Origin of the sequence: Pseudofrankia sp. EUN1h (assembly GCF_001854645.1) — a bacterium.
Classification (GTDB): domain Bacteria; phylum Actinomycetota; class Actinomycetes; order Frankiales; family Frankiaceae; genus Pseudofrankia; species Pseudofrankia saprophytica.
Genome location: NZ_MBLN01000073.1, coordinates 54,765 through 80,784, shown reverse-complemented (window position 1 = coordinate 80,784; position 26,020 = coordinate 54,765). Strand labels below are relative to the sequence as shown.

General features: G+C 71.8%; 24 protein-coding genes, 1 tRNA gene and 1 pseudogene. 13 read left to right on the top strand and 13 right to left on the bottom strand.

Annotated features, from left to right (window positions below):
• Nucleotides 1-155 precede the first annotated feature (155 nt).
• The 5 genes from BCD49_RS28680 to BCD49_RS28660 form a co-directional block, all read right to left on the bottom strand.
• Nucleotides 156-1,328 (bottom strand): BMP family ABC transporter substrate-binding protein, encoded by a 1,173-nt coding sequence (locus BCD49_RS28680; RefSeq protein WP_071042105.1) that lies wholly within the window; start codon nt 1,326-1,328, stop codon nt 156-158.
• Nucleotides 1,329-1,569: 241 nt separating this feature from the next.
• Nucleotides 1,570-2,487, bottom strand: a complete 918-nt coding sequence (locus tag BCD49_RS28675; protein WP_071042104.1) for an ABC transporter permease — start codon at nt 2,485-2,487, stop codon at nt 1,570-1,572.
• Entirely contained in the window at nt 2,484-3,668 is a 1,185-nt protein-coding gene (locus BCD49_RS28670) for an ABC transporter permease (protein WP_007514962.1), read from the bottom strand. The genes BCD49_RS28675 and BCD49_RS28670 overlap by 4 nt, the downstream gene beginning before the upstream one ends.
• Nucleotides 3,665-5,299: an ABC transporter ATP-binding protein gene (locus BCD49_RS28665; protein WP_007514963.1), complete on the bottom strand. Its 1,635-nt coding sequence runs from the start codon at nt 5,297-5,299 to the stop codon at nt 3,665-3,667. Before BCD49_RS28665 ends, BCD49_RS28670 begins: the two co-directional genes overlap by 4 nt.
• Nucleotides 5,300-5,830: 531 nt before the next feature.
• Nucleotides 5,831-6,640 (bottom strand): GntR family transcriptional regulator, encoded by an 810-nt coding sequence (locus BCD49_RS28660; protein ID WP_083401755.1) that lies wholly within the window; start codon nt 6,638-6,640, stop codon nt 5,831-5,833.
• A 346-nt stretch (nt 6,641-6,986) separates the two neighbouring features.
• Between BCD49_RS28660 and BCD49_RS28655 the strand changes: the two genes are divergently transcribed.
• Entirely contained in the window at nt 6,987-7,808 is an 822-nt protein-coding gene (locus tag BCD49_RS28655; protein ID WP_007514965.1) for an alpha/beta hydrolase, read from the top strand.
• A 105-nt stretch (nt 7,809-7,913) separates the two neighbouring features.
• Here BCD49_RS28655 and BCD49_RS43270 read toward each other — a convergent pair whose 3' ends face one another.
• A complete protein-coding gene (locus BCD49_RS43270; RefSeq protein WP_007514966.1) occupies nt 7,914-8,147 on the bottom strand; it encodes a hypothetical protein in 234 nt (77 codons plus the stop codon).
• A 155-nt stretch (nt 8,148-8,302) separates the two neighbouring features.
• On the opposite strand from BCD49_RS43270, the gene BCD49_RS28650 reads away from it, so the two are divergent.
• Nucleotides 8,303-8,533 carry a hypothetical protein gene (locus tag BCD49_RS28650; RefSeq protein ID WP_007514967.1) on the top strand — a complete coding sequence of 77 codons (231 nt, stop codon included), beginning with the start codon at nt 8,303-8,305 and terminating at the stop codon, nt 8,531-8,533.
• A 347-nt stretch (nt 8,534-8,880) separates the two neighbouring features.
• Here the strand turns inward: BCD49_RS28650 and BCD49_RS28645 are convergent, their stop codons facing one another.
• Nucleotides 8,881-9,249, bottom strand: a complete 369-nt coding sequence (locus BCD49_RS28645) for an FmdB family zinc ribbon protein (protein WP_007514968.1) — start codon at nt 9,247-9,249, stop codon at nt 8,881-8,883.
• Between the two features lie 104 nt (nt 9,250-9,353).
• On the bottom strand, nt 9,354-10,010 hold the full coding sequence (locus BCD49_RS28640; RefSeq protein ID WP_007514970.1) for a 5-formyltetrahydrofolate cyclo-ligase: 657 nt from the start codon (nt 10,008-10,010) through the stop codon (nt 9,354-9,356).
• A gap of 226 nt (nt 10,011-10,236) precedes the next feature.
• On the opposite strand from BCD49_RS28640, the gene BCD49_RS28635 reads away from it, so the two are divergent.
• From BCD49_RS28635 to BCD49_RS28600, 8 genes are all read left to right on the top strand, one after another.
• The gene (locus BCD49_RS28635) at nt 10,237-11,157 is read left to right on the top strand and encodes a UTP--glucose-1-phosphate uridylyltransferase (protein ID WP_027140399.1); all 921 of its coding nucleotides are present in this window, start codon (nt 10,237-10,239) and stop codon (nt 11,155-11,157) included.
• Between the two features lie 519 nt (nt 11,158-11,676).
• A complete protein-coding gene (gene glp, locus BCD49_RS28630) occupies nt 11,677-12,948 on the top strand; it encodes a molybdotransferase-like divisome protein Glp (RefSeq protein WP_007514972.1) in 1,272 nt (423 codons plus the stop codon).
• The gene (gene moaC / locus BCD49_RS28625) at nt 12,949-13,542 is read left to right on the top strand and encodes a cyclic pyranopterin monophosphate synthase MoaC (protein WP_007514973.1); all 594 of its coding nucleotides are present in this window, start codon (nt 12,949-12,951) and stop codon (nt 13,540-13,542) included.
• Entirely contained in the window at nt 13,539-14,186 is a 648-nt protein-coding gene (locus BCD49_RS28620; RefSeq protein ID WP_007514974.1) for a MogA/MoaB family molybdenum cofactor biosynthesis protein, read from the top strand. The genes moaC and BCD49_RS28620 overlap by 4 nt, the downstream gene beginning before the upstream one ends.
• Nucleotides 14,183-14,815 (top strand): GNAT family N-acetyltransferase, encoded by a 633-nt coding sequence (locus tag BCD49_RS28615; protein WP_007514975.1) that lies wholly within the window; start codon nt 14,183-14,185, stop codon nt 14,813-14,815. The genes BCD49_RS28620 and BCD49_RS28615 overlap by 4 nt, the downstream gene beginning before the upstream one ends.
• Nucleotides 14,816-15,370: 555 nt before the next feature.
• Nucleotides 15,371-16,951: a gephyrin-like molybdotransferase receptor GlpR gene (locus BCD49_RS28610; RefSeq protein WP_071042103.1), complete on the top strand. Its 1,581-nt coding sequence runs from the start codon at nt 15,371-15,373 to the stop codon at nt 16,949-16,951.
• A gap of 874 nt (nt 16,952-17,825) precedes the next feature.
• A complete protein-coding gene (locus tag BCD49_RS28605) occupies nt 17,826-18,416 on the top strand; it encodes a hypothetical protein (RefSeq protein WP_071042102.1) in 591 nt (196 codons plus the stop codon).
• 136 nt (nt 18,417-18,552) lie between these two features.
• Nucleotides 18,553-18,626: transfer RNA gene (locus BCD49_RS28600), tRNA-Ala, on the top strand.
• A gap of 507 nt (nt 18,627-19,133) precedes the next feature.
• Here the strand turns inward: BCD49_RS28600 and BCD49_RS43265 are convergent.
• The 4 genes and pseudogenes from BCD49_RS43265 to BCD49_RS46205 form a co-directional block, all read right to left on the bottom strand.
• Complete coding sequence (locus BCD49_RS43265; RefSeq protein ID WP_131803584.1) at nt 19,134-19,379, bottom strand: hypothetical protein; 246 nt, start codon at nt 19,377-19,379, stop codon at nt 19,134-19,136.
• Nucleotides 19,380-19,629: 250 nt separating this feature from the next.
• Nucleotides 19,630-20,208 carry a hypothetical protein gene (locus BCD49_RS28595; protein WP_071042101.1) on the bottom strand — a complete coding sequence of 193 codons (579 nt, stop codon included), beginning with the start codon at nt 20,206-20,208 and terminating at the stop codon, nt 19,630-19,632.
• A 40-nt stretch (nt 20,209-20,248) separates the two neighbouring features.
• Nucleotides 20,249-20,575, bottom strand: a complete 327-nt coding sequence (locus BCD49_RS46210; protein ID WP_335341719.1) for an HNH endonuclease signature motif containing protein — start codon at nt 20,573-20,575, stop codon at nt 20,249-20,251.
• Between the two features lie 181 nt (nt 20,576-20,756).
• Nucleotides 20,757-21,359: pseudogene (locus tag BCD49_RS46205) on the bottom strand (DUF222 domain-containing protein); the annotation flags it as partial.
• A 1,160-nt stretch (nt 21,360-22,519) separates the two neighbouring features.
• Here BCD49_RS46205 and BCD49_RS28580 point away from each other — a divergent pair.
• The 3 genes from BCD49_RS28580 to BCD49_RS28570 all read left to right on the top strand — a co-directional run bounded on the left by BCD49_RS28580 (nt 22,520) and on the right by BCD49_RS28570 (nt 25,536).
• Nucleotides 22,520-23,704, top strand: coding sequence for a sulfotransferase family protein (locus tag BCD49_RS28580; RefSeq protein WP_007514982.1), 1,185 nt, complete (start codon nt 22,520-22,522; stop codon nt 23,702-23,704).
• Between the two features lie 80 nt (nt 23,705-23,784).
• Nucleotides 23,785-24,354, top strand: coding sequence for a hypothetical protein (locus BCD49_RS28575; RefSeq protein WP_007514983.1), 570 nt, complete (start codon nt 23,785-23,787; stop codon nt 24,352-24,354).
• Nucleotides 24,355-24,480: 126 nt separating this feature from the next.
• Nucleotides 24,481-25,536 carry a magnesium transporter CorA family protein gene (locus BCD49_RS28570; RefSeq protein WP_198536107.1) on the top strand — a complete coding sequence of 352 codons (1,056 nt, stop codon included), beginning with the start codon at nt 24,481-24,483 and terminating at the stop codon, nt 25,534-25,536.
• Nucleotides 25,537-25,590: 54 nt separating this feature from the next.
• Here BCD49_RS28570 and BCD49_RS28565 read toward each other — a convergent pair whose 3' ends face one another.
• Complete coding sequence (locus BCD49_RS28565; protein WP_071042100.1) at nt 25,591-26,004, bottom strand: hypothetical protein; 414 nt, start codon at nt 26,002-26,004, stop codon at nt 25,591-25,593.
• Nucleotides 26,005-26,020: the final 16 nt, after the last annotated feature.

The following is a 26,020-nucleotide window of genomic DNA, read 5'->3' as shown; positions in this document are numbered from 1 at the left end:
ACCTTCCGGATTCCCCGAACTGCTGGCATAGGTCGATGGCCCGCTTTCCCCGCCGATTCCGTCCGGCCCGGCACCAAGGTCGAAGCTATGGCGCCAGGGCCAGCGGAATCGGCGGGGAAGCGAGGCGGAGAGTCAGGTCGTGCGATTGGTCGTGTCTAGGACTTGGGAAGCTCCCCGACGACGCCGTCGACGAAGTAGTCGATGGTGTCGAGGGTCGCATAGTCCGGGACGGTGCCGGCCGGGATGCGGACCTTGCCCTCCTGGTCGGTGATCGGGCCCTTGAACGGCGAGCCGTCCGTCGCCGAGATCGCCGTCTTGGCCTTCGTGATGGCGTCCTTCGTGTCCTGGGTGACGGACGGCCCGAACTTCGACTGGACGAACGGGTTCTCACCGTTCTTGTAGCCGACCCGGTAGTTCGCGTTGTACTTGCTACCGGTGAAGCTCCCGGCCAGCGACGTCTTCACGATGTCGGTGTAGAGCGGGCCCCAGGCCCACTCGGAGCCGGTGAGCCAGCCCTTCGGCGCGAGCGCCGAGGCGTCCGCGTGGTAGCCCACGGTGAATGCTCCGCCGGCCTCGGTCGCCTTGATGACGGTGCCGGTGCAGTCCTGGTGCTGGGTGATGACGTCGACGCCCTGGGAGAGCAGGCTCTGCGTGGCCTGGGCCTGCTTGGCCGGGTCGCACCAGTTGGAGGTGTTGACGGTGTAGGTCTTCGCGTCCGGGTTGACCGACTTCGCGCCGAGCTCGAAGGCGTCGATGTTCGCGATCGTCTGCGGGATCGGGAACGCGTAGACGTAGCCCAGCTTGTTGGACTTCGTCGCCTTCCCGGCGGCGWTGCCGGCCAGGTAGACCGGCTCGTAGACCGTGCCGAAGTAGGTGCCGGTGTTCGCCGTGACCTTCCCGTCGGCGATCACGTTGCCCTGCTGGACGACGACGACGTCCGGGTGCGCGGCGGCGACCTTGAGCGCGGCGTCCAGGTGGCCGTAGCTGGTGGCGAAGATGATCTTCGCGCCCTTCTGGATCATGCCTTCCATGACCCGGGCCGCGTTGTCGTCCTCGGGGACGTTCTCCGCGGTGATGACCTGCAGGTCCGGGAAGGCCTTCTTGACCTMCTGGCTGCCCTGGTACGCGGCCTGGTTGTAGCCGTAGTCGTCCTTYGGGCCGACGAAGATGAAGCCGACGGCCTTGCTGTCCTTGCCTGGCACCGATGAGCCGGTGGCGGCGCCGGCGGAGTCGTGGGACGCCGCGCTGCTGCAGCCGGCGGCCGCGATCGCGAGCGCGGAGGCGAGCGCGGTGAACGCCACCGCGACGCGCCGTGAACGGAATCGCATGGTGAAAGGGTCCTTCCCGGTGGAAGTGAGCCGAGGTTCCCGCGGAACGCGGTCGTTTCGGGCAGGGAGGAATGACGCCGCCGGGGGTCAGTGCGGCGCGCACGGGCAGGGAGAGATGGCCGGACGGCCAAAGGGGGGCAGGGGAGGATCCCGGCCGTCCGGCCGATCGGTGAGAAACCGATGCGGGGGCTTTGTGGCCCGCGCGGCGCGGGTCTCGCGCCAGGCGGCGCGGGGTCTCGCGCTAGGCGGCGCGGGTCTCGAAGACGCGGCGCAGTTCGTCGGGCGCGGCGAGCAGCGTGCGCTTGCCCAGCACGGCGAGCACCAGGATCGTCACGACGAACGGGATCGCGTCCAGGGCGAACTGGTTGATGCCGTAGCCGCGAGCCTGCAGCGCGGGCGAGAGCGCGAGCGCCGCGCCGAACAGGTACGAGCCGGCCATGACCCGCAGCGGGTTCCAGGTCGCGAAGATGACCAGCGCCACCGCGATGAAGCCGCGACCGACCGTCATGTTCTCGAACCAGGCGTTCGAGTAGGCGATCGACAGCTGCGCCCCGCCGAGCCCGCACAGCCCGCCGCCGGCGATGACGGAGACGTAGCGCACGGCGTTCGTCGAGTAGCCGTGGACGAGCAGCACCTCGGAGTGCTCGCCGGCGGTGCGGATCAGCAGGCCGACCCGGCTCTTGTAGAGCAGCCACCACACCAGCGGGGCGACCGCGAACGAGAGGTAGGTCAGCGGGTCGTGGTCGAACAGGATCTGGCCGACCCAGGGGATCGACGACAGGCCCGGTACCTTCCACGGGTCGAGCGCGTGGATCTGCCGCCCGACGTAGGCCGCGCCGAACAGGGACGTGAGGCCCAGCGCGAAGAACATCACCGTCAGCCCGGAGGCGAACTGGTTGGCCTTGCGGGCCACCACCAGTACCGCGTGCACGGYGGCGAGCGCCGCGCCGGCGCCCATGCCGGCCAGCACGCCGACCCACGGGCTGCCGGAGGTCGCGGTGGCCGCGTAGGCCGCCAGCGCCCCGCCGAGCATGCTGCCCTCGGTGCCCAGATTGATCACACCCGCGCGCTCGGAGATGGTCTCGCCGAGCCCGGCGTACATGATCGCCGTGCCGCCGCCGACGGCGCCGGCCAGGACGTCGACCACCAGGCTGCTCATCGCGCCTTCCCCCCGCTCTTCTTGCGTGTCGTCCAGCCGAGGACGGCGATGAGCACGAGGCCCATCAGGATGTTCACCGTGGCCGCGGGCAGCGCCGAGTCGAGCTGCAGGCTGTCGCCGGCGACCGTGATGGCCGCGAGCGCGAGCGCCGCGAGCACGACGCTCACCGGGTTGTGCCGCGCGAGCCAGCTCGCGAGGAACGCGATGTAGCCGAAGTTGGTGGTGATGCCGGTGCGCAGCTTGTACTCGACGCCGGCGTAGTGGACCATGCCGCCGAGCCCGGCGAGCGCCCCGCCGACGAGCATCGCCGACAGCAGCAGCAGCGCGACCGGGAGCCCGGCGCGCCGGGCCGCCTCCGGGTTGCCGCCGATCACCCGCAGGCGGAAGCCCCAGGTCGTGTAGCGCAGCAGCAGCCACACGACCGCCGTCGCGATCAGTGCGAACACGATCCCGACGTGGACCGCGGTGGTGCCGATGTAGGGMAGCTTCGCCGTGTCCGCGAGCGGTGCGGTCGTCGGCTGCCCGGTACCGTGCGGGTCCTTCCACGGCGAGTAGATCAGGTAGAGCAGCAGGTCGAGGGCGATGTAGTTCATCAGCAGCGTGCTGACCGCCTCGTTGATGCCGACCGTCAGGCGCAACACCGCGGCGAGCCCCGCCCAGGCCGCCCCGGCCGCCATCGACGCGACGACCATCAGGATCATGACCAGCCCGCCGCCGAGCCGGTCGCCGAGCGAGATGCCGATCCCGCCGGCGGCGACCGCGCCGATCACGATCTGCCCCTCGCCACCGACGTTGACGAGCCCGGCCCTGGCCGGCACCACGACGGCGAGCGCGCCGAGCAGCAGCGGCGCCGCCTTGATGAAGATCTGCTCGATCGACTGCTGGTGGGTGAACGTCGAGGTCCACACGTTGGAGTAGACGCTCGCCGGGTTCGCGCCCTTGAGCAGCAGGAGCACGGTGAAGATCGTGATCGCGCCGGCGAGCGCGGCCGCCCACCGGGCCACCCCGCGGCCGATCCCGGTCAGCCGGCTCTCGACGGCCGGCATGACCGGTGCCGCGGACGCACCCGGAGTCCCGGGGGCGACCGGTACCTCGGGAGCAAGGGTCGCCGTCGCCACGGCGCCCGTCCCGCCCGCCGCGTCCTCCGGCGCGAACTGCGCCGGAATGGTCGTGTCGCTCATGCCCCTTCGTCCCCCTCTGACGTCGGGCCGCCCGCCGGCGCGTCGGCCGTCGCCGTCTCGGCCGCGGCGGTCTGCTCCGTGGGACCAGGCGCGCCCGTCATCAGGGCGCCGAGCTCCTGGCGGTTCGTGGTCGCCGCCGGCACGACGCCGGTGAGCCGGCCGGCGCAGAACACCGCGATCCGGTCCGCGACCGACATCAGCTCGTCGAGGTCCTCGGAGACCACCAGCAGCCCGGCGCCGTCGGCGCGGCGGGCCAGCAGCAGCTCCTGGGTGCGCCGGGTGGTCGCGATGTCCAGGCCCCTGCTCGGGTAGGCGGCGACCACGAGGCTCGCCTCCCGGCCGAGCGCCCGCGAGAGCATCACGCGCTGGATGTTGCCGCCGGACAGGTCGGCGACTCGGCGGTGCGCCGGCGCCATCCGCAGCTTGACCCGGTCGTTGATCTCCGTCGTGTGCCTGCCGATCCGGCGCCAGTCCACGCCGATCCGGCGCAGGAAGGCCCGCAGGTTGCCCAGGGCCATGTGCTCGAGCACGGTCAGCGTCGGGACGACGGCGTCGTTCACCGGGTCCTCCGGCACGTCGACGGCGCCGGCGGTGATCCCCGCGGTCGGGCCGCCGCGGCCGAGCTCCTGGCCGCTCACCCGGACGGTGCCGGCCGACGTCGGCCGGGCGCCGACGGCGACCTCGCACAGCTCCCGCTGCCCGCTGCCGGCCACGCCGGCCACACCGACGATCTCGCCCGGCTGGACGGTCAGGGTGACCTCGTGCAGCGCGGTGACCCCGCGGTCGCCGAGCGCGCTCACCCCGACCAGTTCGAGCGCCGGCGGCGCCTCCGAGGCGACCGTCGGCCGTTCCGCCGGCAGGGGCGCCACCGTCTGCCCGACCATCGCCTCGACCAGCTCGGCGTCGGTCATCGGCTTCGGGTCGACGCCGCCCAGCACGACCCGCCCGCCGCGCAGCACCGTCACCCGGTCGGCGATGGCCCGCACCTCGGCCAGCTTGTGGGTGACGATCACGACGCCGAAGCCCTGCGCCTTCAGGCCGTTCACCATCGCGAACAGCGCGTCAACCTCGGACGGCGCGAGCACGCTCGTCGGCTCGTCGAGGATGACGATCCGGGCGCCCGTCATCAGCACCTTGAGGATCTCGGTGCGCTGACGCTCGCCGATCGACAGGTGGCGCACCAGCGCCGTCGGGTCGACGGCCAGCCCGTAGGACTCGCTCGCCTCGGCGATGCGCCGGCGCAGTTCGCCATGGCGCAGYGTGAGCCCGGTCCTGGCCAGCGCCAGCGCGTAGTTCTCGGTCACGGTGAACGCGGGCACCAGCCGCAGGTCCTGGAAGACCATGCCGATGCCGAGGGCGCGGGCCTGTGTGGGCGAGCCGACGGCAACCTGCTCGCCGGCCACCCGCATCTCGCCGGAGTCCGGCCGGTACATGCCGTAGACCAGCTTGAGCAGGGTGGACTTTCCGGCGCCGTTCTCACCGATGAGGGCGTGCACCTCACCCGGTCGAACGTCGAAGCTCACGTCCGTGTTGGCGAGCACCTCGCCGAACCGCTTGGTGAAGCCGGTGACGGCGAGCAGCGGCTCGGCGGTGGTGGTCGCGCCGGGCGCTTCGACGGTCACCGTGGACATGGCATGCCCGCGGGTATTGCCGGGATCGACGGCCGCCGGGTGTGCGAAAGAAGATCATTTTCGCATACCCTTTGGCCCTGTGTTGCCGGGATCGACGGCCGCCGGGTGTGCGAAAGAAGATCATTTTCGCACACCCTTTGGCCCTGTGTTGCCGGGATCGACGGCCGCCGGGTGTGCGAAAGAAGATCATTTTCGCACACCCTTTGGCCCTGCGTGGCTCCGGGCGCGCGCCCGGACAGTTCTGACATCGCGGCCTTCCGGTTCCTCGGCCCGGGAGGATGCGTCCTCGTCGGGCCCGTCGGGCGGTGCTGGATCTGTGCCTTCGAGGGCATGCTCGAAGGCACGAAGGAAGGGTGGACAAAAGCGCGCGTGACAATGGCGATGTCTTGTGCGCGGAGTCCGGGTGACCCGTCCTTCGGCAACGCCCGACCGTCCGGCCGCGTGGGCCCGCCGCGCGCGGCACCGGCGAAGACGGTCAGCGGGAGAGCTGTCTCCCGCGGGCCGACGACGGCGKCGAGCGGCGTGGCGGTGTCACGGGCCTTGGCGCGGTGAGCGGCCTCGGCGGAGCACCATCTGGGTAATTGCGCGGGCGGCCCGCTTCTCCACGACCTCCATCGACTCGCCGACATGGCTGCGCAGCTTGCGCACCGCGTCGGGCAGGTCGCCGGTGAGCACGGTCTCGACGATGCCGAGATGCTGCTCGATGGTGAGAAGGATGCGGTCCTCGGTGAGGAAGTCGTGCATGCGGACGGGCCGGATCCTGGCGTTTATGGCGTCGAGCAGGCTGGCCAGCTCGAGGTTGCCGGACGCCCGGGAAAGCGTGAGGTGGAAGTCCTCGTCGAGGGCGACGAAGGAGGGGTCAGGGTCGGGAGGCGCCGTACGCAGGGCCCGCCAGCTGTCGCGCAACGGTTCCAGGAGTGCGGCCTCGTGCGGGACACCGGACTCCAGTGCCCTTTCCAGGCCGCGCAGCTCCAGCACCACCCGGATCTCGTAGAGGTCGCGCAGGCCGGTGAGGTCGGGCTCCGCCGGGTAGTAGCCCCCGTCCTGCCGTTTCTCGACCAGGCCGTCGCCCGCCAGCCGGGTGAGCGCCTCCCGCACCGGTGTTCGCGAGACACCGAGCAGTGCGGCGAGCCGTTCCTCGGTCAGTCGGTCGCGGAAGGAGAACTCGCCCTCCATCAGCCGCTGGCGCAGGGCGACGTAGGCGTGCTCGCGCAGGTTTCCGACCGGCACGGTCCTGGCCGGCGACCGGCGCGCCACGGTGCGCGGCTGCGCGCCCGGTGGCTGCGCCCCCGGCGGCCGTGCTGCGGGCGGCTGCGCTGTCGGCGGCTGCGTCGGTGTCATGCAGCCGAGCATCCGCCATGGGCCACAGCCGTGTCCCAGGCCCCCACCCGATCCTGGCCCTGAGCGGGCACGACGCTGAGCATGGTCGTACCTCCTAGGGCGGACGGCGGTCGGCGGCCGGCAGTGAACCTGGCCGTGGCGGGGAAGGGAGGGTGGCGCGCCAGGGCGGCGGACGGGCGGTGCCAGACACCTCGCGACCTCCTTCCCCCTCTGAATACGAGCCTGTATACAGGCTCGTGTACATGCAGGTGACGGTAGAGATTCGCGTGTTTCGGATCAACGCGCCGCTTGTTACGTTCCTGGGTCGCGGCCGCCGCCGCCGGCCGCCCGCGGCCGTGGCGGACCGATGATGGCGGCCGGACCGCCGGACCGGGCGCGGCGGCTGGACCGGGCGCGGCGGCTGGCCGGCGACCACGCCATCACGATGGAGGTGACCGCGACGATGAGGACGGCTGAGCCGGCGCCCGCGCCGTCGTTCCTGCTGCTGCACGGGGCGGCGACGACCGGCGCCATCTGGGCCGGGGTGCGCCGGGAGCTGGGGGAGCGCCAGGTGCTGGCCCCCGACCGGCCGTCCACTGGCGATCTCGCGCGGGAGCTGGCCGCGGTGCGCGCCGCCGTCGAGCACGCCGGACGGCTCGGCGTCCCGGTGCCCGCCCCGGCGAGGCCCAAGGCCTCAGAGCTCGAGGCGGCGCGGACGGTGGTGTTCGGCGGGGTGAGCGGTGGGGCGACCCTGGGCCTGGCCGCGCTGGCGGCCGGGGTACCGATCGGGGCCGCGGTGCTGCACGAGCCGGCCGTCGGGTCGCTGCTGCCCGGCCTGCTCGCGCCCATGGCGGCCGCGTTCGAGACCGGCGGGGTGGCGGCCTTTGGGCGGACGCTCTACGGGGATCGCTGGCGGCCGTCGGACGCGCCGCTCGACCCGGGCGCGGTCGCGCGCGACCTGGCGATGTTCCTGCGCTTCGAGCCGGCCGCGCCGGGGCCGACGCCCGGCCCGGTGATCGTCACGGTCGGTGAGCGTTCCCCGGACGTCCGCCACCGCGCCGCCGAGCTGTTGCGGCGCGAGCTGGGCGTGACGGTTCGGGTGCTTGCCGACTGCGGCCACGCGGCCCACCTGGAGGCGCCGGCCGAGTTCGCCGCGCGGCTCCTGGATGCCGCGGGAAATCTGCGCTGACGACGACAGTCCTTCCAGCCCTTCCCACGCGGCCCCTCAGTGATCCAGACGACAATGGCCTCCGGGTGCGCGAAAGAAGATCATTTTCGCACACCCTTTGGCCCTCTAGTCGACGTGGTGCGGGGGCACGTCCGCCAGCAGGCGGGCGAGGTTGTCGCCCCCACCGCGCAGCGAGTCCTCGGGGTCGACGCCCTGCGCGGGCTCGCGTTCCCAGTCAAGGTCGAGGTGACGCCGCGCCACCCGCGGTGCTGACGGCGCGGGAAGAGCGGGCGGCGCGGAAGCGTCCGCCGGAATCCCGTCCTCCGTTCGGCCATCCTTGGGCAGGCTTTCGCTTGTCATGGTTCGATCCTGCTCCCTGTGCGTGTGCTCGGGCTCGGTGCGTGGTGCCAGTCGCCTCCGGTTCGCTCGCGCGATGAGGACCGGATTCATCCGCAACTTATCGCTGGAAAGCAAAACAGCCCTAGTGTCTATCTTGCGCGAGCAAAGTGGCTACGATGTCCGCCGTGGACGACGGTGAGCAGTTGGTCGGTATCGGGGACATCGCGTTCCAGCTCAAGATCACGCGTCAGGCGGTGGACTACTGGACTCGTAAGGACCCAAAGTTCCCCGACCCCTTGCAGGTCATCAACGCACCCGCGGGCAGTGGGGCCAAAGGAACTCGGGTCTGGCGCAAGCGAGAGGTCGATGCGTGGATCATCGATCACTACCGAAGGCGCAAGTCGTAGCGGTCCGGACCGTCAAACGCCTGGCGCTTCACCCGTTGGTGGCGTCCGGGTTGTCTTCCGCCGACGCTTTGATGGCACTGGGTGCCTTATTGCTGCCGGTTAAACGGAACGTCCGTTACCAAACTGGGCTAGATAGGCCGCATCGCCCTTCCTCGCCGATTGACCGGTCGGTCCGCGCGTACGGGGCGCCAATCGGAGACCAGTCAGCAGGGAGACCAGTCGGCAGGGAGACCAGTCGGCAGGGGTCCCATCAACAGGGGTCCCGTCAGCAGAGGGTCCCGCCCCGATCGGGGCGGGACCCTGGCGCGACCGTGGCGGAGGCGCGGAGCCGGGCGGCAGCGGCGAGGTCAGGCGGCGTTGGCCGCGCTGCCACCACCGCTGGCGGACGAGGAGGAGGCACTCGAGGCGGCCGGCGTCGCGGTGGACTTCGCCGCGTCCGAGCTCGTGCTCTTGCCGCCGCTGTCCGCCGCGGTCTCCTTGCCGCCGCCCTCGGCCGCGGCCTCCTTGGTGCGCTGCGCCGGCGCGGTCGCGGACGACCCCGAGCGGCTGTCGGTCTTGTAGAACCCGCTGCCCTTGAACACCAGGCCAACCGAGCTGAAGACCTTGCGCAGCCGACCCTGGCAGACCGGGCACTCGGTCAGCGCGGCGTCGCTGAAGCTCTGCACGGCCTCCAGGTCATTGCCGCAGGCGGTGCAGCGGTACTGGTACGTCGGCACGGTCTCCTCCCCAGGAGTTGGCACTCGACAGTAACGACTGCCAACTGTAACCGGTTGGCCGGCGTCACGTTCCCGCCGGAGCCAGCGAACGGGTATCCGAACCGTCACACCGGTCCGCGGCGTACGACCTGGGTGGGCGTCACGATGACGGAGACAGACAGGTCGTGCGCGTCGACGGGCACGCTGTCCACGATAGCGAGGTCGTCGACGACGGCGACCAGCGTCGCCTCGGGACGGACCCGGCGCAGGGCGCGGTCGTAGGAACCGCCGCCACGGCCCAGGCGGCGGCCGTGCCGGTCGACGGCGACCGCCGGGACGAGCACGACGTCCGCGGCCGCGAGCTCGACGGCCGGCGCCGCAGGGGGTGGCTCTCGCGTGCCCAGCGCTCCCGGGACGAGGGCGCCGGTGAACTCGCGGAAGTCGAGGTCGAGATCCTCCCGGACCGCCGGCAGCAGCACCCGGGCGCCGCGGGCGCGCAGGGCCGCCAGCAACGGTCGCGTGTCGGGCTCGCCCGGCAGGCCGACGAACGCCGCCACCCAGACCGCGTTGGTGACCTCGGGCAGGGCGAGCACCCGGCCCGCGATCCCGGCGCCGCCGGCCCGGGCGGTCCGTGGTCCGGTGCCCGCCGACGGACCGAGCCTGGCGTCGGGCGCCGGCCGTGGCTCGGCGCCGCTCCGGCGTGCCGCGACCAGCCGACGAAGCTCCGCCTTCGCGTGGGCCGTCAGGTCGGCGCCGTCCAGCGCCCTGCCCCACTCCGACACGGGTCAAGACTGCCCGAAGACGGTGCCTGACGGGAGGCGTCGGCGCATGCGGATCACCGGCGCCCACGGCGGCGGTCAGAACGAAGGCATGGCCGTCGGTCGACGCGCTCCTGGTGGCCGGCCGCCCGTCGGCCACCGGACGGCAACCTCGCGGACGGTGTGGTGTTTACCGAGCCGTGCGGCCATGGCTGTGCCTCCGACAGTTGGGGCCACTAAGGTTTCGGCTATGCCAGTGACGAAGGCGGTAATTCCGGCTGCGGGCCTCGGGACCCGGTTCCTTCCGGCGACGAAGGCTGTGCCCAAGGAGATGCTGCCCGTCGTCGATCGGCCGGCCATCGAATACGTGGTCGAGGAGGCGTCGCGGGCTGGCCTGCGGGATGTCCTGCTCGTCACGAGTAGGTCGAAGAAGGCCATCGAGGACCACTTTGACCGCGACGCCGAGCTGGAGCTGGTGCTCGAACGCAAGGGCGACGCCACGAGGCTCGAACGGGTCCGTGCCTCGAACGAGCTGGGCGAGGTGCATTCCGTCCGGCAGGGCGCGCCGCGGGGCCTTGGACACGCGGTGCTCTGCGGTGCCGGTCATGTGGGCGACGAGCCGTTCGCCGTGCTGCTCGGCGACGACCTGATCGACGAACGTGACCCGCTCCTGCCGGAGATGCTGGCCGTGCAGGAGCAGTTCGGCGGCAGCGTCGTGGCGCTCATGGAGGTCCCGGAGGAGATGGTCTCGCTGTATGGCGTGGCCACCGTGGACCCGGAGCCGGTGCGGGCCGATGGTCGCTACGAGACGGTGCGGATCCGCGACCTGGTCGAGAAGCCGCCGGTCGCCGAGGCACCGAGCAACCTCGCCATCATCGGGCGCTACGTGCTCTCGCCGGTCGTCTTCGACGTGCTGCGACGCACCGGGCCCGGCCGCGGCGGTGAGATCCAGCTGACCGACGCGCTGCGCGAGCTGGCGATGGCGGCGGACGAGGCCGGCGAGCCGGTGCACGGCGTGGTCTTCACGGGCCGCCGCTACGACACCGGCGACCGGATCGACTATCTGAAGGCGATCATCCGGCTGGCCTGCGAGCGGCCTGACCTCGGCCCCGAGCTCTACCCCTGGCTCGAGGAGTACGTCGCGGGTGGCGGCCCGAAGGCCGACAGCTGACCCGGCATCCCCCAAAAGAGCCGGAGGGGAAGATGCTCGCCGGGCCGTCAGGGCGCGGTGCTTCTTTCCCACTGACCGCCCGCCACTCACTATCGCGGACGGGCGCGCCGCGGCTGGGTAGCCCTGCGTGCCGGAGCCGCGCCGGCCGGGGTCTCGTCAGGAATCGACGGCGGTCGTCGGCGGCGCATACTGGTGACCATGAGTGATTGGCCTGGCGGCGTGGGTCGTGGCCGGGCCGCGCCCGGTGCCTCGATCCGGCGTAGCCCGAGGGTGCCTGTGCACAAACCGGCGGCGATCGCTTGACGCCGGTGGTGTACCGCCGGAACGCTGCGGGGTCTGGGACGTGTGAACGCCAGGCCCGCCGGTCGGCGGCCGGTCGTCGGAGAGGCTGGACGCCGTCGGCCGAGGTGCTCGGCGTCCGGACGTCGGGCCAAGGCTCGTCACAACTCGCGACGGAGGACGCGGGTTGATCGGGCCGTCCGTGGAACGCGTTCCACGGGTTATGGAGGTCAAGCGCCGATGAAGACGGTCGACGAGCATATTTCGGACATTCTGCGCACGGTCGAGGTGTTGCCGGCGAAACGCATTCCCCTGGCCGAGGCCCATGGCTGTGTGCTGGGGGCCGATGTACGGGCGACCATGGCGATTCCCAGGTTCGACAACTCCGCGATGGACGGCTACGCGGTGCGTTCGGCTGATATCGCGGCGGCCTCCGAGCACGCCCCGGTGCGCCTGCCGGTGACCGGGGAGATCGCCGCGGGCGCGGCGCGGCCGGGCGAGGTCGCCGCGGGCACCGCGGTGAGGATCATGACCGGCGCGCCGTTCCCGCCGGGCGCCGACACCGTCGTCCAGGTGGAGTGGACCGACGGCGGCACCGAGACGGTGACCGTCTACCAGCCGGCCCGCCGGGGCCTGCACATCCGCCGCGCCGGCGAGGACGTCGCCCCCGGCACCCTCGTGCTCACCGCCGGGACGCCTCTCGGCGCCGCCCAGATCGGCCTGCTCGCCGCGATCAACATCGCCCGTCCGCCGGTTCACCCGCGCCCGCGAGTCGCGGTGCTGTCCACCGGCAGCGAGCTCGTCGACGTCGGCGAGCGGGTCGGCCCCGGCCAGATCGTTGACTCGAACAGCTACGCGGTCGCCGCGGCGGCCCGCGAGACGGGGGCCGAGGTTCGCCGCCTGATCGGCGTGCCGGACGACCCGGCCCGGTTCGAGGCGGCGCTGCGCGCGGTGCTGCCCATGGTGGACGCGGTCGTCACCACCGGCGGGGTGAGCGTCGGCGCGCACGACATCGTCAAGGAGGTGCTCGCCGCCACCGGCGAGGTCACCTTCGACCGGATCGCGATGCAGCCGGGCAAGCCGCAGGGGTTCGGCGTGATCGACGGTGTGCCGGTCTTCACGCTGCCCGGCAACCCAGTGAGTGCCCTGGTGTCGTTCGAGCTGTTCGTCCGGCCGGCGCTGCGCAGGATGCGCGGACTGGTGGGGCCTGGCCGTCCGCGGCTGATCGTTACCGCCGCCGAGGCTCTGGCCTCGCCCGCCGGGAAGCGCTCCTACTTGCGGGTACGGGTCGGCCGAGGGGAGGACGGTGGCCTGGTCGCGTGGTCGGCCGGCGGCCAGGGATCGCATCAGCTGTCCGCCGCGGCGGGGGCGAACGCGCTGCTGGTCGTCCCCGAGGACGTGACCGAGGTGGAGCCGGGCAAGCCGCTTACCGCCATCCTGCTCGCCACCGACCCGGCGGACGCCCTGCTCGCCGCCGCGGCCGTCACCGACACCCCGGAGATCGACATCTAGATGGCCACCCCGCCGCCTACTCCCCGGCTGACCCATGTCGACGAGACCGGCGCCGCCCGGATGGTCGACGTGTCCGCGAAGGACGTCACCGTTCGCACCGCCACGGCTGGCGGCCGCCTGCTGGTGAGCCCGGCCGTGGTCGAGCTGCTGCGCGGCGAGGGCGTGCCGAAGGGAGACGCGCTGGGCACCGCCCGGATCGCCGGGATCATGGGCGCGAAGCGGACCTCGGAGCTCGTGCCGCTGTGCCATCCGCTCGCGCTGTCCGGGGTGACCGTCGACCTGGCCGTTCGCGACGACGCCGTGGAGATCACCGCCACGGTGCGGACGACCGGCCGTACGGGTGTCGAGATGGAGGCGCTCACCGCGGTCGCGGTGGCCGGCCTCACACTGCACGACATGGTCAAGGCGGTGGACCCGGCGGCGGAGCTCACCGGCGTCCGGCTGCTGGCGAAGTCGGGCGGCCGGCACGGCGACTGGCGCCGCCCGGAGGCGGCGGCCGTTACCGCGACGACCGCCGGCCTTGATAAGAAGGCCAGCATCGATATGAAGGCCGCCACCGCGAAGAAGGACGACGAGGAGCAAGGTCAGCCGTGAGCGGGACCGCTGGGTTGCCGGAAGGCGCGCGGGCCAGCGTCGTCACCGTCTCCGACCGGGCGTTCCGTGGCAGCTACCCGGACCGGTCAGGTCCGGTGCTGGCCGAAGGGCTGGCCGGGATGGGCTTCGCCGTCGACGGCCCGACGGTCGTGCCGGACGAGCGCGCCCAGATCGTCGCGGCGCTGCGGACGGCGATCGCCGCGGGGGCCGACCTGGTCGTCACCACCGGCGGCACCGGGCTCGCGCCGCGCGACGTCACCCCGGAGGCGACGGCCGACGTCATCGAGCGGGCGGTGCCCGGCCTCGCCGAGGCGCTGCGCGCGGCCGGGCAGGCCAAGGTGCCCACCGCGGTGCTCTCCCGCGGGCTCGCCGGCGTCGCCGGCCGGACGCTCGTGGTGAACCTGCCCGGCTCGACCGGTGGCGTGCGCGACGGCCTCGCCGTGCTCGGCCCGGTCGTCGGCCATGCCGTCGACCAGCTGCGCGGTGCCGGCGACCACCAACCCGGCGGCCACCAGCCCAGTGGCCACCAGGCCGGCGGCCACCAGGCCAGTGACCATCAGCCCGGTGGCCGGCAGGTTGGCGGCCCGGGCGTCGACGGTCCCGACGCCGGTGGCGCGGGCGCGGAACCGGCAGCGAGCCCGTGAACGCGCCGGGCTGGCCCGCGCGGCTGGTCGACGGCCCGATCGAGGTGCGCCCGCTGCGGGTCCGCGACGGACCGACCTGGGTCGACATGCGCCGGCGCAACGGCGACTGGCTGGCGCCCTGGGAGGCGACCCCGCCGAGCGTGACGTCCTTCCGGCTCAGCTGGGCGCAGCGCCAGACGCTCAACATCTACAGCCAGATGCTGCGCCGGCTGCGCCAGCAGGCCAGGGCGGGCATCGCTCTGCCGTTCGCGACCTTCTACGGCGGGGCGCTGGTGGGTCAGGTCACGGTGTCGACGATCGTGCGCGGGGCGTTCAACAGCGGGCACGTCGGCTACTGGGTCGACCAGGGGCACGCCGGGCGCGGCATCACGCCGACGGCGCTCGCTCTCGTCGTCGACCACTGTTTCGGGCCCGTCGGACTGCACCGCATAGAGGCGAACGTGCGACCGGAGAACGTGGCGAGCCGTCGCGTGCTGGAGAAGCTGGGATTCCGCGAGGAAGGTATGCACCGGCGCTACCTGGCCATCGACGGCTTCTACCGCGACCACGTCGGTTACGCGCTCACCACGGAGGACGTGCCCGAAGGGCTGCTCAGCCGGTGGCACGCGCTTCGTTCCGCCCGACCCTGACGGCCCGATCCCGACGGCCCGATCCCGACGGCCTGGCCCAGACGGCCAGGRCCAGACGGCCAGGGCCACGCTCCGGCGTGCGCGTTTCGCCCAGCTGGCCTGTGCGCTTCGCCTAGCCGGCCTAGCCGGCCCGCCGGCGTGGTCCTGAGTCGCGAGTCGCGCCGTCGTGACGCGGCGAGAATGCGGCCCGGTCGCCGAGATGCGGCCGCGTGCCGGTCAGGTGGGTACTCAGACGGCGGGTTTCGCGCCCCCGCAGGGGGTGTTGGGGCTCGCGCGCTTGACGAGTGCCAGCTGTTGCGCGACACGCGGGTTGGTGGTCGGTGACCGGACGGATTTCCCTCACTAGCGTCAAGCAAGAAATCGGAAACCCACCGCCAAAGGCACACCACGACAAGGAAGGTGTTACATGGCCGGCACTCCCGCGCTCCGTGCGCGTTCGGCGTCGCCCAAGCGCCGTCGCCACGGCTGCCGGGTGGTTCCGGCGCAGGTAGTCGCCGGCCGCCAGGGATGCCGGGGCACCCGTGTGTGCCGCGGCTCGAGCTGGGCGGTCACCGTATGAGCGCACTGATCTGGCTCGCGATCGTCGGCGTCTGGGGTTTCGTCCTCATCCCGATGTGGCTGCGGCATCATGACGGCGCGCTCGAGCAGCGTTCCGCCGACCGCTTCTCCACCGCGATGCGTGTCCTTTCCCGCCGGGGCGGGCGCGCTCAGCCCGCGCCGGCCACCGTGCGCGGAGTCATCGATGTCGACGTCGATGTTGATGTCCATGTGGACGTGGACGATCTGGACCGTGTGGACCGTGTGGACCGCGTGGACCTTTCCGGGCAGCCTGAGACCGAGGGCGTGGACGAGGCGGCGGACGCGGACGACGAGATGATCGGGACGGCGCCCGAGAGCGCGCCGGTGTCCCGGTTGAGTGGGCCGCGCCTCGACACCGGGCCGGCCGCCCAGGCCCGCTCGGCGCGCCTCGCCGCGACCAGCGGCACCGCGTCGGGATCGGGCCGGCTGACTGGCCAGGGCCGCCACCCCGGCGGGCAGGCAACGCCGCCTCGCGCGGGCACTCCCGCGGCGGACGGCGTCGCCCTGGGCGACGGCGAGCCGGACGAGACCGCGCACACGGTGGCCGTGGGGCCGACGCGGCCGGTGCCACCGGCGCGGATAGCCGACCCACGGCGTCGCGCGCTGCTGCGGCTGCGTCGTCAGCGGCTCCTGGTTCTGCTGGCCGCCGTGCCCATCACGATCGGGCTCGCCGCCGGTCTCGCCGGCATGTGGATCGTCGTGCAGCTGCTCGTCGACGTCGGGCTCACGGTCTACCTCGCGCATCTTCGGCGCTCCACCCGGGCCGAGCGGCGACTCGCGGCGTCCCGCGCCGCCCGCGACCGCCGGATCGCCACGGAGCGGGCCGCGCGCCGCGCGAGCCGGCAGACGGGGGCGCCACCCGTGTCGGCGGGCCGGCCCACGGCCGGGCGTGGCTCGGCCGCCGCCACCAGCAGGGCCGCCGCCGATCCGCGTCAGCGCATGGCCGGAGGAGGCTCGTCGGCGCCCACCTCCGCCCGGGAGACTTCCTCGGCGTCGCGCTCGGGGGCGGGCCACCGCGCCGAGCCCGCCGACGGCGACTTCGCCGGGCGGCCCCGCGTCTCCAGCGGCCAGGCCGGCCGGCTGGCCTCGCCGGAGTACGCCCCCGTCCGGCTGTCCGGAGACGACGGGCCGCCGCTGACCGAGGAGGAGCTGGCGACCGCGCACGCGCAGACCGTCGACCTCGGCGGCTATGTCGCGGCCGCGACCGTGGTCGCGGGGGCGTCCGGCGGGGCCGAAACGAGCCCACCGGCCACCGGCGAGGATGAGACGTACACCAACAACGTGCGGGTGACGGGCGCGCGCCCGGCCGCGCGCCCCAATGCCCGCCCGTCGACCTCACGGCCCGGGCGGGTGCAGGTGAACCCGCCCGGGACCCACGGCGGCCTCACCGCCCCGCCGGCGGCGGGCGGTACCGTCGTCGCGCCCCCGGCCGTCACGTCCGCGAACGCGGGCGGCCCGGGCTCCACCGGCGCGCCGGCCGTCGGCGAGCCGGCGGTGGCCGGCCGCGAGGAGGGCGGCGCCGCGGTCCACGTCCTGCGCCCCGCCGTCGGCAGCTGACCCTCCCCACAGCCCCCGCCACGTGGCGGGGGGCGCAGTCCCGTGCCCCGCGCCGCCTCACGCCGCGTGGCGCGCGTCTCAGATAGGTGTCTGGCTGTCCGGCAGGCTCGGAAGCCGTCAGGACGAGGTGTCATGGCGGGCTGTCCGCGGTCCGGCGGCTGCCGGCTGAGACGTCGGATGGCCCCTGTTTGTGCTGGTAGCGGGTGAAGGACCGGTTCGGCGGCGGCAGCTTGCACGGGGCGTCGCGTGGGCGGAACGTTGGAGCGCGGACGTGCATAATGGGCTCGTGACCCACCGTGTGCAGCCGAGCCTCACGCCCCTTGGCGTGGCGGCCGGCGCGCGCTGTCCGCGGTGTTGTCGTTGTCGACGCCCTCGCGTCCGCTGACGCCCGCGTTCGTTCATCCCGCGGCGACGTCTAGCGCCGCCGGCCAGCCAGGTATGGCTGGTGGCCCGGGACGCGAGGGGTTCCGAGCTGGCTGATCCTGACGCCTTGCCGATGGTCGCGACCGCGCTCCGGGAACACCCCGACATCGAGCCCGATTCGACCGGCGGTGCCCGGGGCTGATCGTCCGACCGAGGGTGATCGTCGTCCCGAAGGTGATCGCTTGTCCGAGGGTGATCGTCCGACCCGAGGGATCGCCTGGCGACAGGCAAAGCCATCGCACACTCGCCAGCTCTGCTGTCCACCGCGCCGCGCGGTGCACGCCTCATCGCCATTTTCGTGGACCGTCGCTGCTCACGGGCCGTCGCTGTTCGCGGGCCGTTGCCGTGCCGTTTGGGTGTCGGCCCACGAAGCGACGCCCACAGGCGGCGGGACGCCCGAGGACGGCCGGGCTGGGCGGACACCGACCACCACCATCGAAAGGCAGCCGCCGTGACGTTCGAAGCCTGGCTTGCCCGGCTCCGGAACGACGGATACCTGCTCTGCCCGGCCAGCACGGCTGTGCCCGTGGAGCTGCGCGCCGTGCGCCCCGACGGCTGGGGCCTGCACCTGCGCTGCCGCGGCGTCCGCGTCCAACTTGGTCTCTACCGGCCTGGTCGTTCTGCCTGGCAGGTGCCGCTGTGGGATCGCGACGTCCTGCCCGAGGACAGCCTGGAGCTGTGGGAGCACCGGCCACTGCCCCTGACCGGGGTGGCGGTGCCCGAAGGCACTCGCATCGCCTTCACCGGCGCCCACGAGGCGCCGGACCATCTGGTCGTCTTCGACGGCGCGCGCGAGCGCGGCTGGCGGGGCTACGAGGCAGGCCTGCTGCGTTCCGGAGACGCTGCCGAGATCTTCGCCGCGCTGCTGGCCGCGGYGGAACCCGAGCTCGTCCACTGGGGCCCAGCCGCTTCCGAACGCCCCCGTCACGCCCTGGCCGGTGCGGTCGCCGTCGCCGCCGAGCTCCTTCCCGGCGGCCTGGTGCCGTCCGCCCGGACAGCCTTGCGGGAAGGCCGTCCCGCGGCGGCGACCTCGTCGCGTTGACCACCGGTTCCGGCGCTCGTGGCGCCCTTCGCCGCGTTCCCGACCGACCCGCCAGCTGGCCGGATTGTCCTGGAAGATCCCAGTCGCCCTCTCAACCACATCCGTGCGTCCGTCCTGTAAGCTGCGAAGTGCTTCCGGGGGTGTAGCTCAGCCTGGTAGAGCGCCTCCCTCGCACGGAGGAGGCCAGGGGTTCGAGTCCCCTCACCTCCACAAGAGTTGCCACGTTCGAAACATGATCTTGGCTGCTTTGTACCCCTGAAGCCATTTCGCCGTTCGGGCCGAGCCCGGACGGCGTTTTGTTTTGCCCGAGAACTGTCCGCAGCCGGCCTCGCGTCCTGACCGACGACGTGCCGTTGGGCGGTTCTAGAACGGGCAGAAAACGTCGGTCGCGGACCGCGTGTTCGGTGTGGCTGGTCGTGTCGTGGTTCGGGTGGTGGGTGTCGTGCTGGCTGGGTTGGTGGTCCAGGTGTGGGGGTCTTCGTGAGGGAGGAGACCTTCTTCTTCGGYGGTGGTGGTGGTGGTGTCGTTGCGGTGGGTCCGGCCGGTGGGGGTGGTCCAGATGAACATCCCTGGTTCGGGCTGGTCTAGTTGCCATCCTGGGCTGTGGTCAAGGCCTACATGTGTGGCTTGACGCAGAGGACTGTGACGTGCGAGTTCCCGACTGCGGCCCCCGACAGTCGGGCCTGCGGCTTGATCGCTGTTTGTGCACTCGGGTGGTCACGATCTGGCCTCGCCGGCAACCACGGCAGTGCACAAACCGCGATCACCGAGGCTGACACGTCGGCCGGTGCGTTCGCCGTCACAGAAGTGCGGATCGACTTCTCCGTCTGATCGGCTGGCGGGAAAATCGGAGCAGCGCGCCAATCCGCACCCATGATCCCACCAGATCGCCGGGCAGTTCATGATCTGGTGGGATTTTCGGAGTCCCAGCTCCGAAAATCCCACCAGATCATCGACTGTCATCGGTGGCCACCGCTGCCGGCAGGCTCATCACCGTCAACGCTGTGCTCTTCAATCGGAAGAAGCGGCCTGGCGCGGGAGATCGACACTTCGCCTGCGCAACCACACCAATCGCCACCCTCGGCCTTGGGTAAGGCCTCCACCTGACTTGGCGGCGACGACTACGACCTGCGGGCCTGCCTCCAATGGCCGCCCGGCCGAGCGAGCGCGCCGGTGATCTTCGACCATACGGCTGCCAGCACCCCCGGGCGGTTCAGCTCCTTGGTGCTGCTGTCGTGCTGGTTGGTCGGGCGGTCGGGGCTGAGCTGTTGACGGCCGCGTCGAGCTGCTCGCGGCACGCCTGCTGGACAATCGCCCGAATCTGATCATCGGTCGGGCTCTCCAGGAACTTCCACTCGTCGGCGAGGAGGTACAGCTGGCCCAGTGGCAGGCTGGCGACCGACTCATCAATAACCGACACAAGCCTCCTATCGGGGTCAAGCATCCTGTACACCGTGCGCAGCACCCATTGTTCGGTCGCGCGTCCCTGGGCGTGTAGTTCGGCGATGGYGGTGAAGGCGGTCACGGCGGCCGCGCGCCTGCGATCCCGTTGCGCGGTGCCGAGATCGGCCCCGTCCAGGCCGCAGCCGCCCAGGGCTGCCCCGAGCAGTTCGTGGACGGGGCCAGGGTCACGTCCGCTGAGYCCCGCGAGTTCGACGAGAGCCTCGCCGTCGTAGCCAGCAACCAGCCAGTGCGCGGCCCAGAGAGGGACCCGCCGTGTCGGCACGGTGTCCAGTACCCGCCAGGCGGCGACGAGCCGCGGAGACGGGACTTGATCCGGCCAGTCATCCACGCCCGCATCATCCCGAGGCTCGCCGCGCCMGTCGCGCCAATTAGCCACGATGGCGGACCCACGACCACGGCCCACCTCTGCACGAGTGCGGGAAATGACATTCCTGACCATGTTTCATGACGTGGTGGCGGCGGCAGAGCGGGCCCAGATTGTCCAGCGCGGTGCGGCCACCGTCGGCCCTGGCGATCGTGTGGTCGAGGTCGCAGGCGACGGCGGGCATGGCGCAGCCGGGGTAGACGCAGCGGGTGTCGCGGTGGCGGACAAGCCTGGCGAGTGCAGGGGTCGGGACGCGGCGGTGTCTCAGGTCCAGGACGGTGCCGGTCCGGGGGTCGGTCAGGACTCTTCGCCAGTGGGCGTCCGCGGCCAGTACCCGGCCGATGTGCGCGGGGATCGGGCCGTGGCCGACCAGCTCGGCGGGGTTGTCGTCGAGTCCGGTGAGAGTGCCGACGGGGGGCGATGACCTGGATCTCGACCGTGACCCGCTCGTGGCGGTTCCCGAGGAGCAGGGCGGTCAGGACGTCGGCCCGCCGGGCGCCGATCGGTCGGGTGTCGCCGTCATGGTGGGCGTCGTTCCTGGCGATCCGGTCAACGAGATCGAAGACCGCTCGGGCGTCCTCGGCGGGCAGGGTCGCCGACAGCAGTGCCATGCCGTCCTCGGCGGGTTCGAGCGACACCTCCCGCCGGGCCTTCGCTTCCTTGTGGCGGCGGGTGGCCGCGTCGGGGTCGAGCCTGCCGATCATTCGGTGGATCTTGCGGCGCCACTGGGTGGGTGACCTCAGCCGGCCGCCGGCCAGCATCTGTGCCTCGACCGTCGCCCGCTGCCCGTCGGACAGAACCTGGGTGAGTGCGTGCAGCGCGCGTGGCCGGGTCTGGTCCAGCTCGCCGCCCGTCAACGCGTCGAGGGCGGCTGGGAGGCGGTGGGCGAGGTCCCAGGCCTGGTCGAGCCGGCTGGTCATCGTCCGCGGTGACTGGCCCAGCTCGGCGGCCAGTTCGTCACCCAGATACGGCGAGGACGGCTCACCCTCCTCACCCTCCTCCCCCTCCTCACCGTCCAGACATCCCCCGACAGCCGGATGCAGCTCCGCCAGCCGTACCTGCGCCCGGACCGTCAGCCCCTCCAACCGTGACGCCAGCCGCGCGAGCCCGACCACCAGATCGAACGCCTCCGCCTCGGCACACCCAGCCAGACCCGCCAACACCTCGTCGAAGACCGCGCCCACTGCCACCAACCGAGCCGCCAACCCACCAGTGGCCTCGAGCCCCCCGTCAACGGCAGGCCCGTCAACGGCAGGCCCGTCAACGGCGCGGCCATCGGCCGCGGACCCACCGGCGGTCGACTCGCCAACCGCAGGTCCGCCGACGGTGAGGTCGGAGTCAGAGACCCTCACCGAATCCGCGGCGCCTTCCGCTGGCCCCGTCCTGGCTCGTAGCGCCCGCGTGCCGGCACGCGACGACGAGCGTCGTGCAGTCCCTCGCGAGGCTGTGACCGGCCACGGCCGGAATTCGCTGGCCGCGGGGGCCGGCCTGGCCGCGCGCCGACGGCCGCGGCCGAAGGGTTCCGGAATGACGGCACGGCGCCATCTCCTGAATCCCTTGAGTCCTCGCCGTTTGTTTCGAACATGCGTTCACTCTGGTCGGAAATGCGGAGTCACGCAAGCCGTTTACTGGGCGGCTAAACCCCATGATTGAGCCTTCTGTATTTGCCATCTCCTATTTCATGGATAGATGCTGGCGGGTCGAATGCGGGATCTATCGAGAGGGGGGCTGTCGGCATTGTATTGCGCATGTGAAAGCCGGTAGACGCAGTGTCGGAACGCGATGGAGATGATTACCTTCCAAAGGCTCGTGGGACTTTGTTTGGCCTTGCAAGGAGCTTGGATTCGAGCTGGTGGCGATGGATCCGCAACCGACGTCTGTGCCCCGTCCATCGGCGGTTGCTGCTCAGACGGCCTCGGCGTCAGCGCCCGTGCCCCGCCCGCCTGCTCGCCCGCCCGCTGCCCCGTCACCCGACTGCCCGGTGGCCCGTCGCTGGGTCGGCAGCCCGACGTGGTTCGCTGGTGAGGGGGTACTCGACCCCGCGGTTTGCCCGGTTTGACTGATTGGGAGCATTGGGTCGAGTGTGGCGCCGTGTCCGTGCCGTCCTGGTCGCGTCGACCGGGGCCTCGGCAGGTGCCCCTTGGGGGAGCGGTTGCTCGTCGCGGCGTTGAGGACACACGGGCCCGAGCTGGCTGGGCCGCTGCGCGGTCGGCGACACCCTCCCACGGCGTTCGGCGTGGACACCAGGTAGGTCCTGACTGGCGGAGGTAACTGCGTGACCCCGGATGAGCTGCTCGCGTCGGCACGCGAGACCACTGGCCTCGACGACTTCGGCGACGACGAGCTGTTCGGCGGGGACAGCTGGCGCGACGGGCTGGACGTCCTGCTCAAGAGCCTGGAGAACGACGGGCGGCTGACCGAGTTCGGGCAGATCGCCGTGGCGGGTGAGCTCGGCGGGTATCTGGCCAACCGGCTGCGGATCATCGCCCATCACCGCGCGCACCCGGAGATCAGGGATCGCGACGTCGCGCCGCCGATCGTCATCATCGGGCAGGCCAGGACGGGCACCACGATGCTGTTCGACGTCCTCGCCCAGGACCCGGCGCACCGGGCGCCGCTGACCTGGGAGGTCGAGGCCCCGCTGCCGCCGCCGCGGACCGAGACCTACGAGACCGACCCCCGGATCGCCCAGGTCGAGGAGCTCATCGGGCTCGTCGACATGTTCATCCCGGAATTCCGGTCCATCCACCAGCTCGGCGCCGGGCTCGCGCAGGAATGCGGCCGGATCGCCGGTAGCGCGTTCACCAGCGCCATCTTCGCGACCCAGTATCGCGTTCCCGGCTACCTGCGCTGGTGGTCACACGACGCCGTGCGCGACGGCCACGTCGCCGCCTCGTACACCTGGCACCGCCGCTTCCTCGAAGTGCTGCAGAGCGGGCATCCTGGCGAGCGTTGGCTGGTGAAGTCGCCGGCGCACGTGTGGACGCTGCCGCAGCTGCTCGCCGAGTACCCGGACGCCCTGCTGGTGCAGACCCACCGCGACCCGGCCCGCATCATGGCCTCCACGGCCAGCATGCTGGCGTCGCTGCGCCACCTCTACACCGACGACGTCGACGTGACCGAGATCAGCGCGGAGTTCGCCGAGCTGATCCTGGACGGTCTCGAGCGGACCGTGGACGCCCGCCTCGACGGCACGGTGCCGGCCGGACAGGTCATCGACCTGCAGTTCGCCGACGTCATGGGGGACGCCCTCGGTGCCGCGCGCGCCGTCTATGACCGGTTCGGATTCGAGCTGTCCGCGGACACGGCGGCGCGGATGGCCCGCTTCGCGCGTGACTACGCCCGCGAGCCCCGCGGCCACCAGTACACCTTCGCCGACACCGGTATGGACCTGGACGAGCTGCGCCGCCGCACCGCCCGCTACGCCGAGCACTTCGCCGTCACCGAGGAAGCCGTCTAGGGCCAGAGGGGGTGCGAAAATAATCTTCTTTCGCGCACCCGGAGGCCGTTGGCCCCGAGATCGCTAAGGAGGTACCTGTGATGGGTGCCAAGCGGTGGGTCCTGGTGATGGGTGTCGCCGTGGGGCTGCTGGCCGTCGGCGGCGGGGCCGGATTCCTCGCGGGGCGGCTGTCGGCGCCGGACTCCTCGCCGCCGATCCGGCCGGCCTGGCCGGGTGAGAAGGTCCAGCACGCGGCCGCGGCGCGCTACGGGAACATGACGCTGCGCCCGATCGGGCTCACCTGCGGGATGCACTGGGTGTCCGGTACGCATGCCGAGTGGGAGGCCCGCGGGCAGTACTGCCGGCTCGGCATCGTCGTGAACAACGTCGACACGGCCTTCCACGATCTCGACACCGGCGCCCAGCGCCTCGTCGACGCGTCCGGGAAGAGCTACGCGCGCAGCTTCGACGCGATGCGGATCAGGCGTCAGCCGGACGTCCTGACGATCGGAGCGCACGACGCCGTGGCGCTCGACATCTGGTTCGACGTGCCGAACGATGCTCGGATCGTCGCCGCCCGGTTGAAGGGCGACGACGACCCGAGTGGCATCGACCCGGTCGCGAACACCCCCCGTCCGCCGGGCGGGGTCCAGGTACCGCTGTCGCTGTAGCGAACCGTTCGTACCGCCGGGTGTTTACTGAACTGTTCGGATGGCGAGATTCGCTGGTGGCCGCGAAGTTCGCTGGTGGTCGGGAAAGCCGGCGAGACGAGAAAGCCAGGAAGAAGTGTGAGCCCCATGGGCGGGGACGGTGGACGACCGGGAGATCTGTGCCGCGTCGACCCGGACGCCGACCCCGCGAACCGGGTCGGCCGGGAGCTGCCCCGCACCCGGCTGTACCGCGGCGGGAAGCTCGAGGCCGAGGGGTTCCCGGTCGCCCACATCAGCGACTACCTCGCCGAGCCGGACACCGTGGTGTGGCTCGACCTCTGCGCGCCGCGGACCGACGAGCTGCACGTCATCAGCGACGAGCTGAACCTTTCCGCGCTGGCCGTCGAGGACGCGGTCAGCCCGCATGAGCGCCCGAAGCTGGACCGCTATCCCAGCCACCTGTTCCTGAACGCCTACGCGGTCACCCTCGACCAGAGCAGCGGCGAGCTGACCAGCCATGAGGTGGGCGCGTTCATCACCGAACGCGCGCTGGTCACCGTCCGCGCCGACGAGGGGTTCGACGTCGACGGTCTGGTCGCGCACTGGGGCGAGGCCGACCCCGAGCTCGCGCAGTTCGGCGTCAGTCACCTGGTGCACGGTCTCCTCGACTTCATCGTCGACCAGCACTTCACCGCCGTGCAGGCGCTCGACACCGAGATCGAGGCGCTCGAGGACATGCTGTTCGACGAGCGCCCGCACGACGGCGCGGTCCAGCGGCGCAGCTACCAGCTGCGCAAGAGCCTCGTGCTGCTGCGCCGGTTCGTGCTCCCGATGCGCGAGGTCGTCAACACGATCATGCGGCGCGACCTGCACGTGGTCTCAGCCGAGATGGCGCCCTACTACCAGGACGTCTATGACCACGTCCTGCGGGCGACCGAGTGGACCGAGAGCCTGCGTGACCTCGTCACCACGATCCTGGAGACGAACCTGACGATCCAGGGCAACCGGCTGAATCTGATCATGAAAAGGCTGACCGCGTGGGCGGCCATCATCGCGGTGCCGACGGCGGTCACCGGCTTCTACGGCCAGAACGTGCCCTACCCAGGTTTCGGCAAGGAGTCGGGTTTCCTGGCCAGCCTCGCGGTCCTGGTCGTATGCGCGGTGACGCTGTACGTCGTCCTCAAACGCCGCGACTGGCTGTAGTCCGCTGGGCGGCGGCGGCGGCGTGGGTGGGTGGCGGCCCGGTCCACGCCGCCGTCAGACCGCCGGCKGTGGGGCCGATTCCACGACGAGGGCCTGGCGGCGGCGGTGGACGGTGAGATAGCGCAGGCCTTCGTGACTGGCGGCCAGCCTGCGGCGGGAGTGGCGGGGAAGCCACAGCAACGCGCCGGGCACGAGATCGAGACTGTCGCGTGCGGTGAAGAGCGTGCCCGAGCCGGCGAGGACGTGGACGAGCACATCGACGTCCGGGCCGACGTGCTCCTCTATGGTCCCGCCTGGCGGCAGAGCGATGATGTTGGAATCCAGGTCGCGCTCGCTGGCTGGCAGTTTCCAGACGGCGCCCGCCACGGCCGGCTCGCCGACGCCGGCCGCGAGATCGCCCGTGTTGACCAGGACGCGGGGGAGAAGGGTGGTGGTGCGTCCCCGCGGGGTTCTCGGATCCCGGGTCATTTCTGTCCTCCAGCCC

What these genes read in the sequence shown, in the direction of transcription:
- BCD49_RS28575 (WP_007514983.1), top strand. Translation starts at nt 23,785, where the DNA reads ATGGGTGCCAAGCGGTGGGTCCTGGTGATGGGTGTCGCCGTGGGGCTG.
- BCD49_RS28635 (WP_027140399.1), top strand. Translation starts at nt 10,237, where the DNA reads ATGCCAGTGACGAAGGCGGTAATTCCGGCTGCGGGCCTCGGGACCCGG.
- BCD49_RS28660 (WP_083401755.1), bottom strand. Translation starts at nt 6,640, where the DNA reads ATGACACCGACGCAGCCGCCGACAGCGCAGCCGCCCGCAGCACGGCCG.
- glp (WP_007514972.1), top strand. Translation starts at nt 11,677, where the DNA reads ATGAAGACGGTCGACGAGCATATTTCGGACATTCTGCGCACGGTCGAG.
- BCD49_RS43270 (WP_007514966.1), bottom strand. Translation starts at nt 8,147, where the DNA reads ATGACAAGCGAAAGCCTGCCCAAGGATGGCCGAACGGAGGACGGGATT.
- BCD49_RS28650 (WP_007514967.1), top strand. Translation starts at nt 8,303, where the DNA reads ATGTCCGCCGTGGACGACGGTGAGCAGTTGGTCGGTATCGGGGACATC.
- BCD49_RS43265 (WP_131803584.1), bottom strand. Translation starts at nt 19,379, where the DNA reads ATGACAGTCGATGATCTGGTGGGATTTTCGGAGCTGGGACTCCGAAAA.
- moaC (WP_007514973.1), top strand. Translation starts at nt 12,949, where the DNA reads ATGGCCACCCCGCCGCCTACTCCCCGGCTGACCCATGTCGACGAGACC.
- BCD49_RS28610 (WP_071042103.1), top strand. Translation starts at nt 15,371, where the DNA reads ATGAGCGCACTGATCTGGCTCGCGATCGTCGGCGTCTGGGGTTTCGTC.
- BCD49_RS28655 (WP_007514965.1), top strand. Translation starts at nt 6,987, where the DNA reads ATGATGGCGGCCGGACCGCCGGACCGGGCGCGGCGGCTGGACCGGGCG.
- BCD49_RS28570 (WP_198536107.1), top strand. Translation starts at nt 24,481, where the DNA reads ATGGGCGGGGACGGTGGACGACCGGGAGATCTGTGCCGCGTCGACCCG.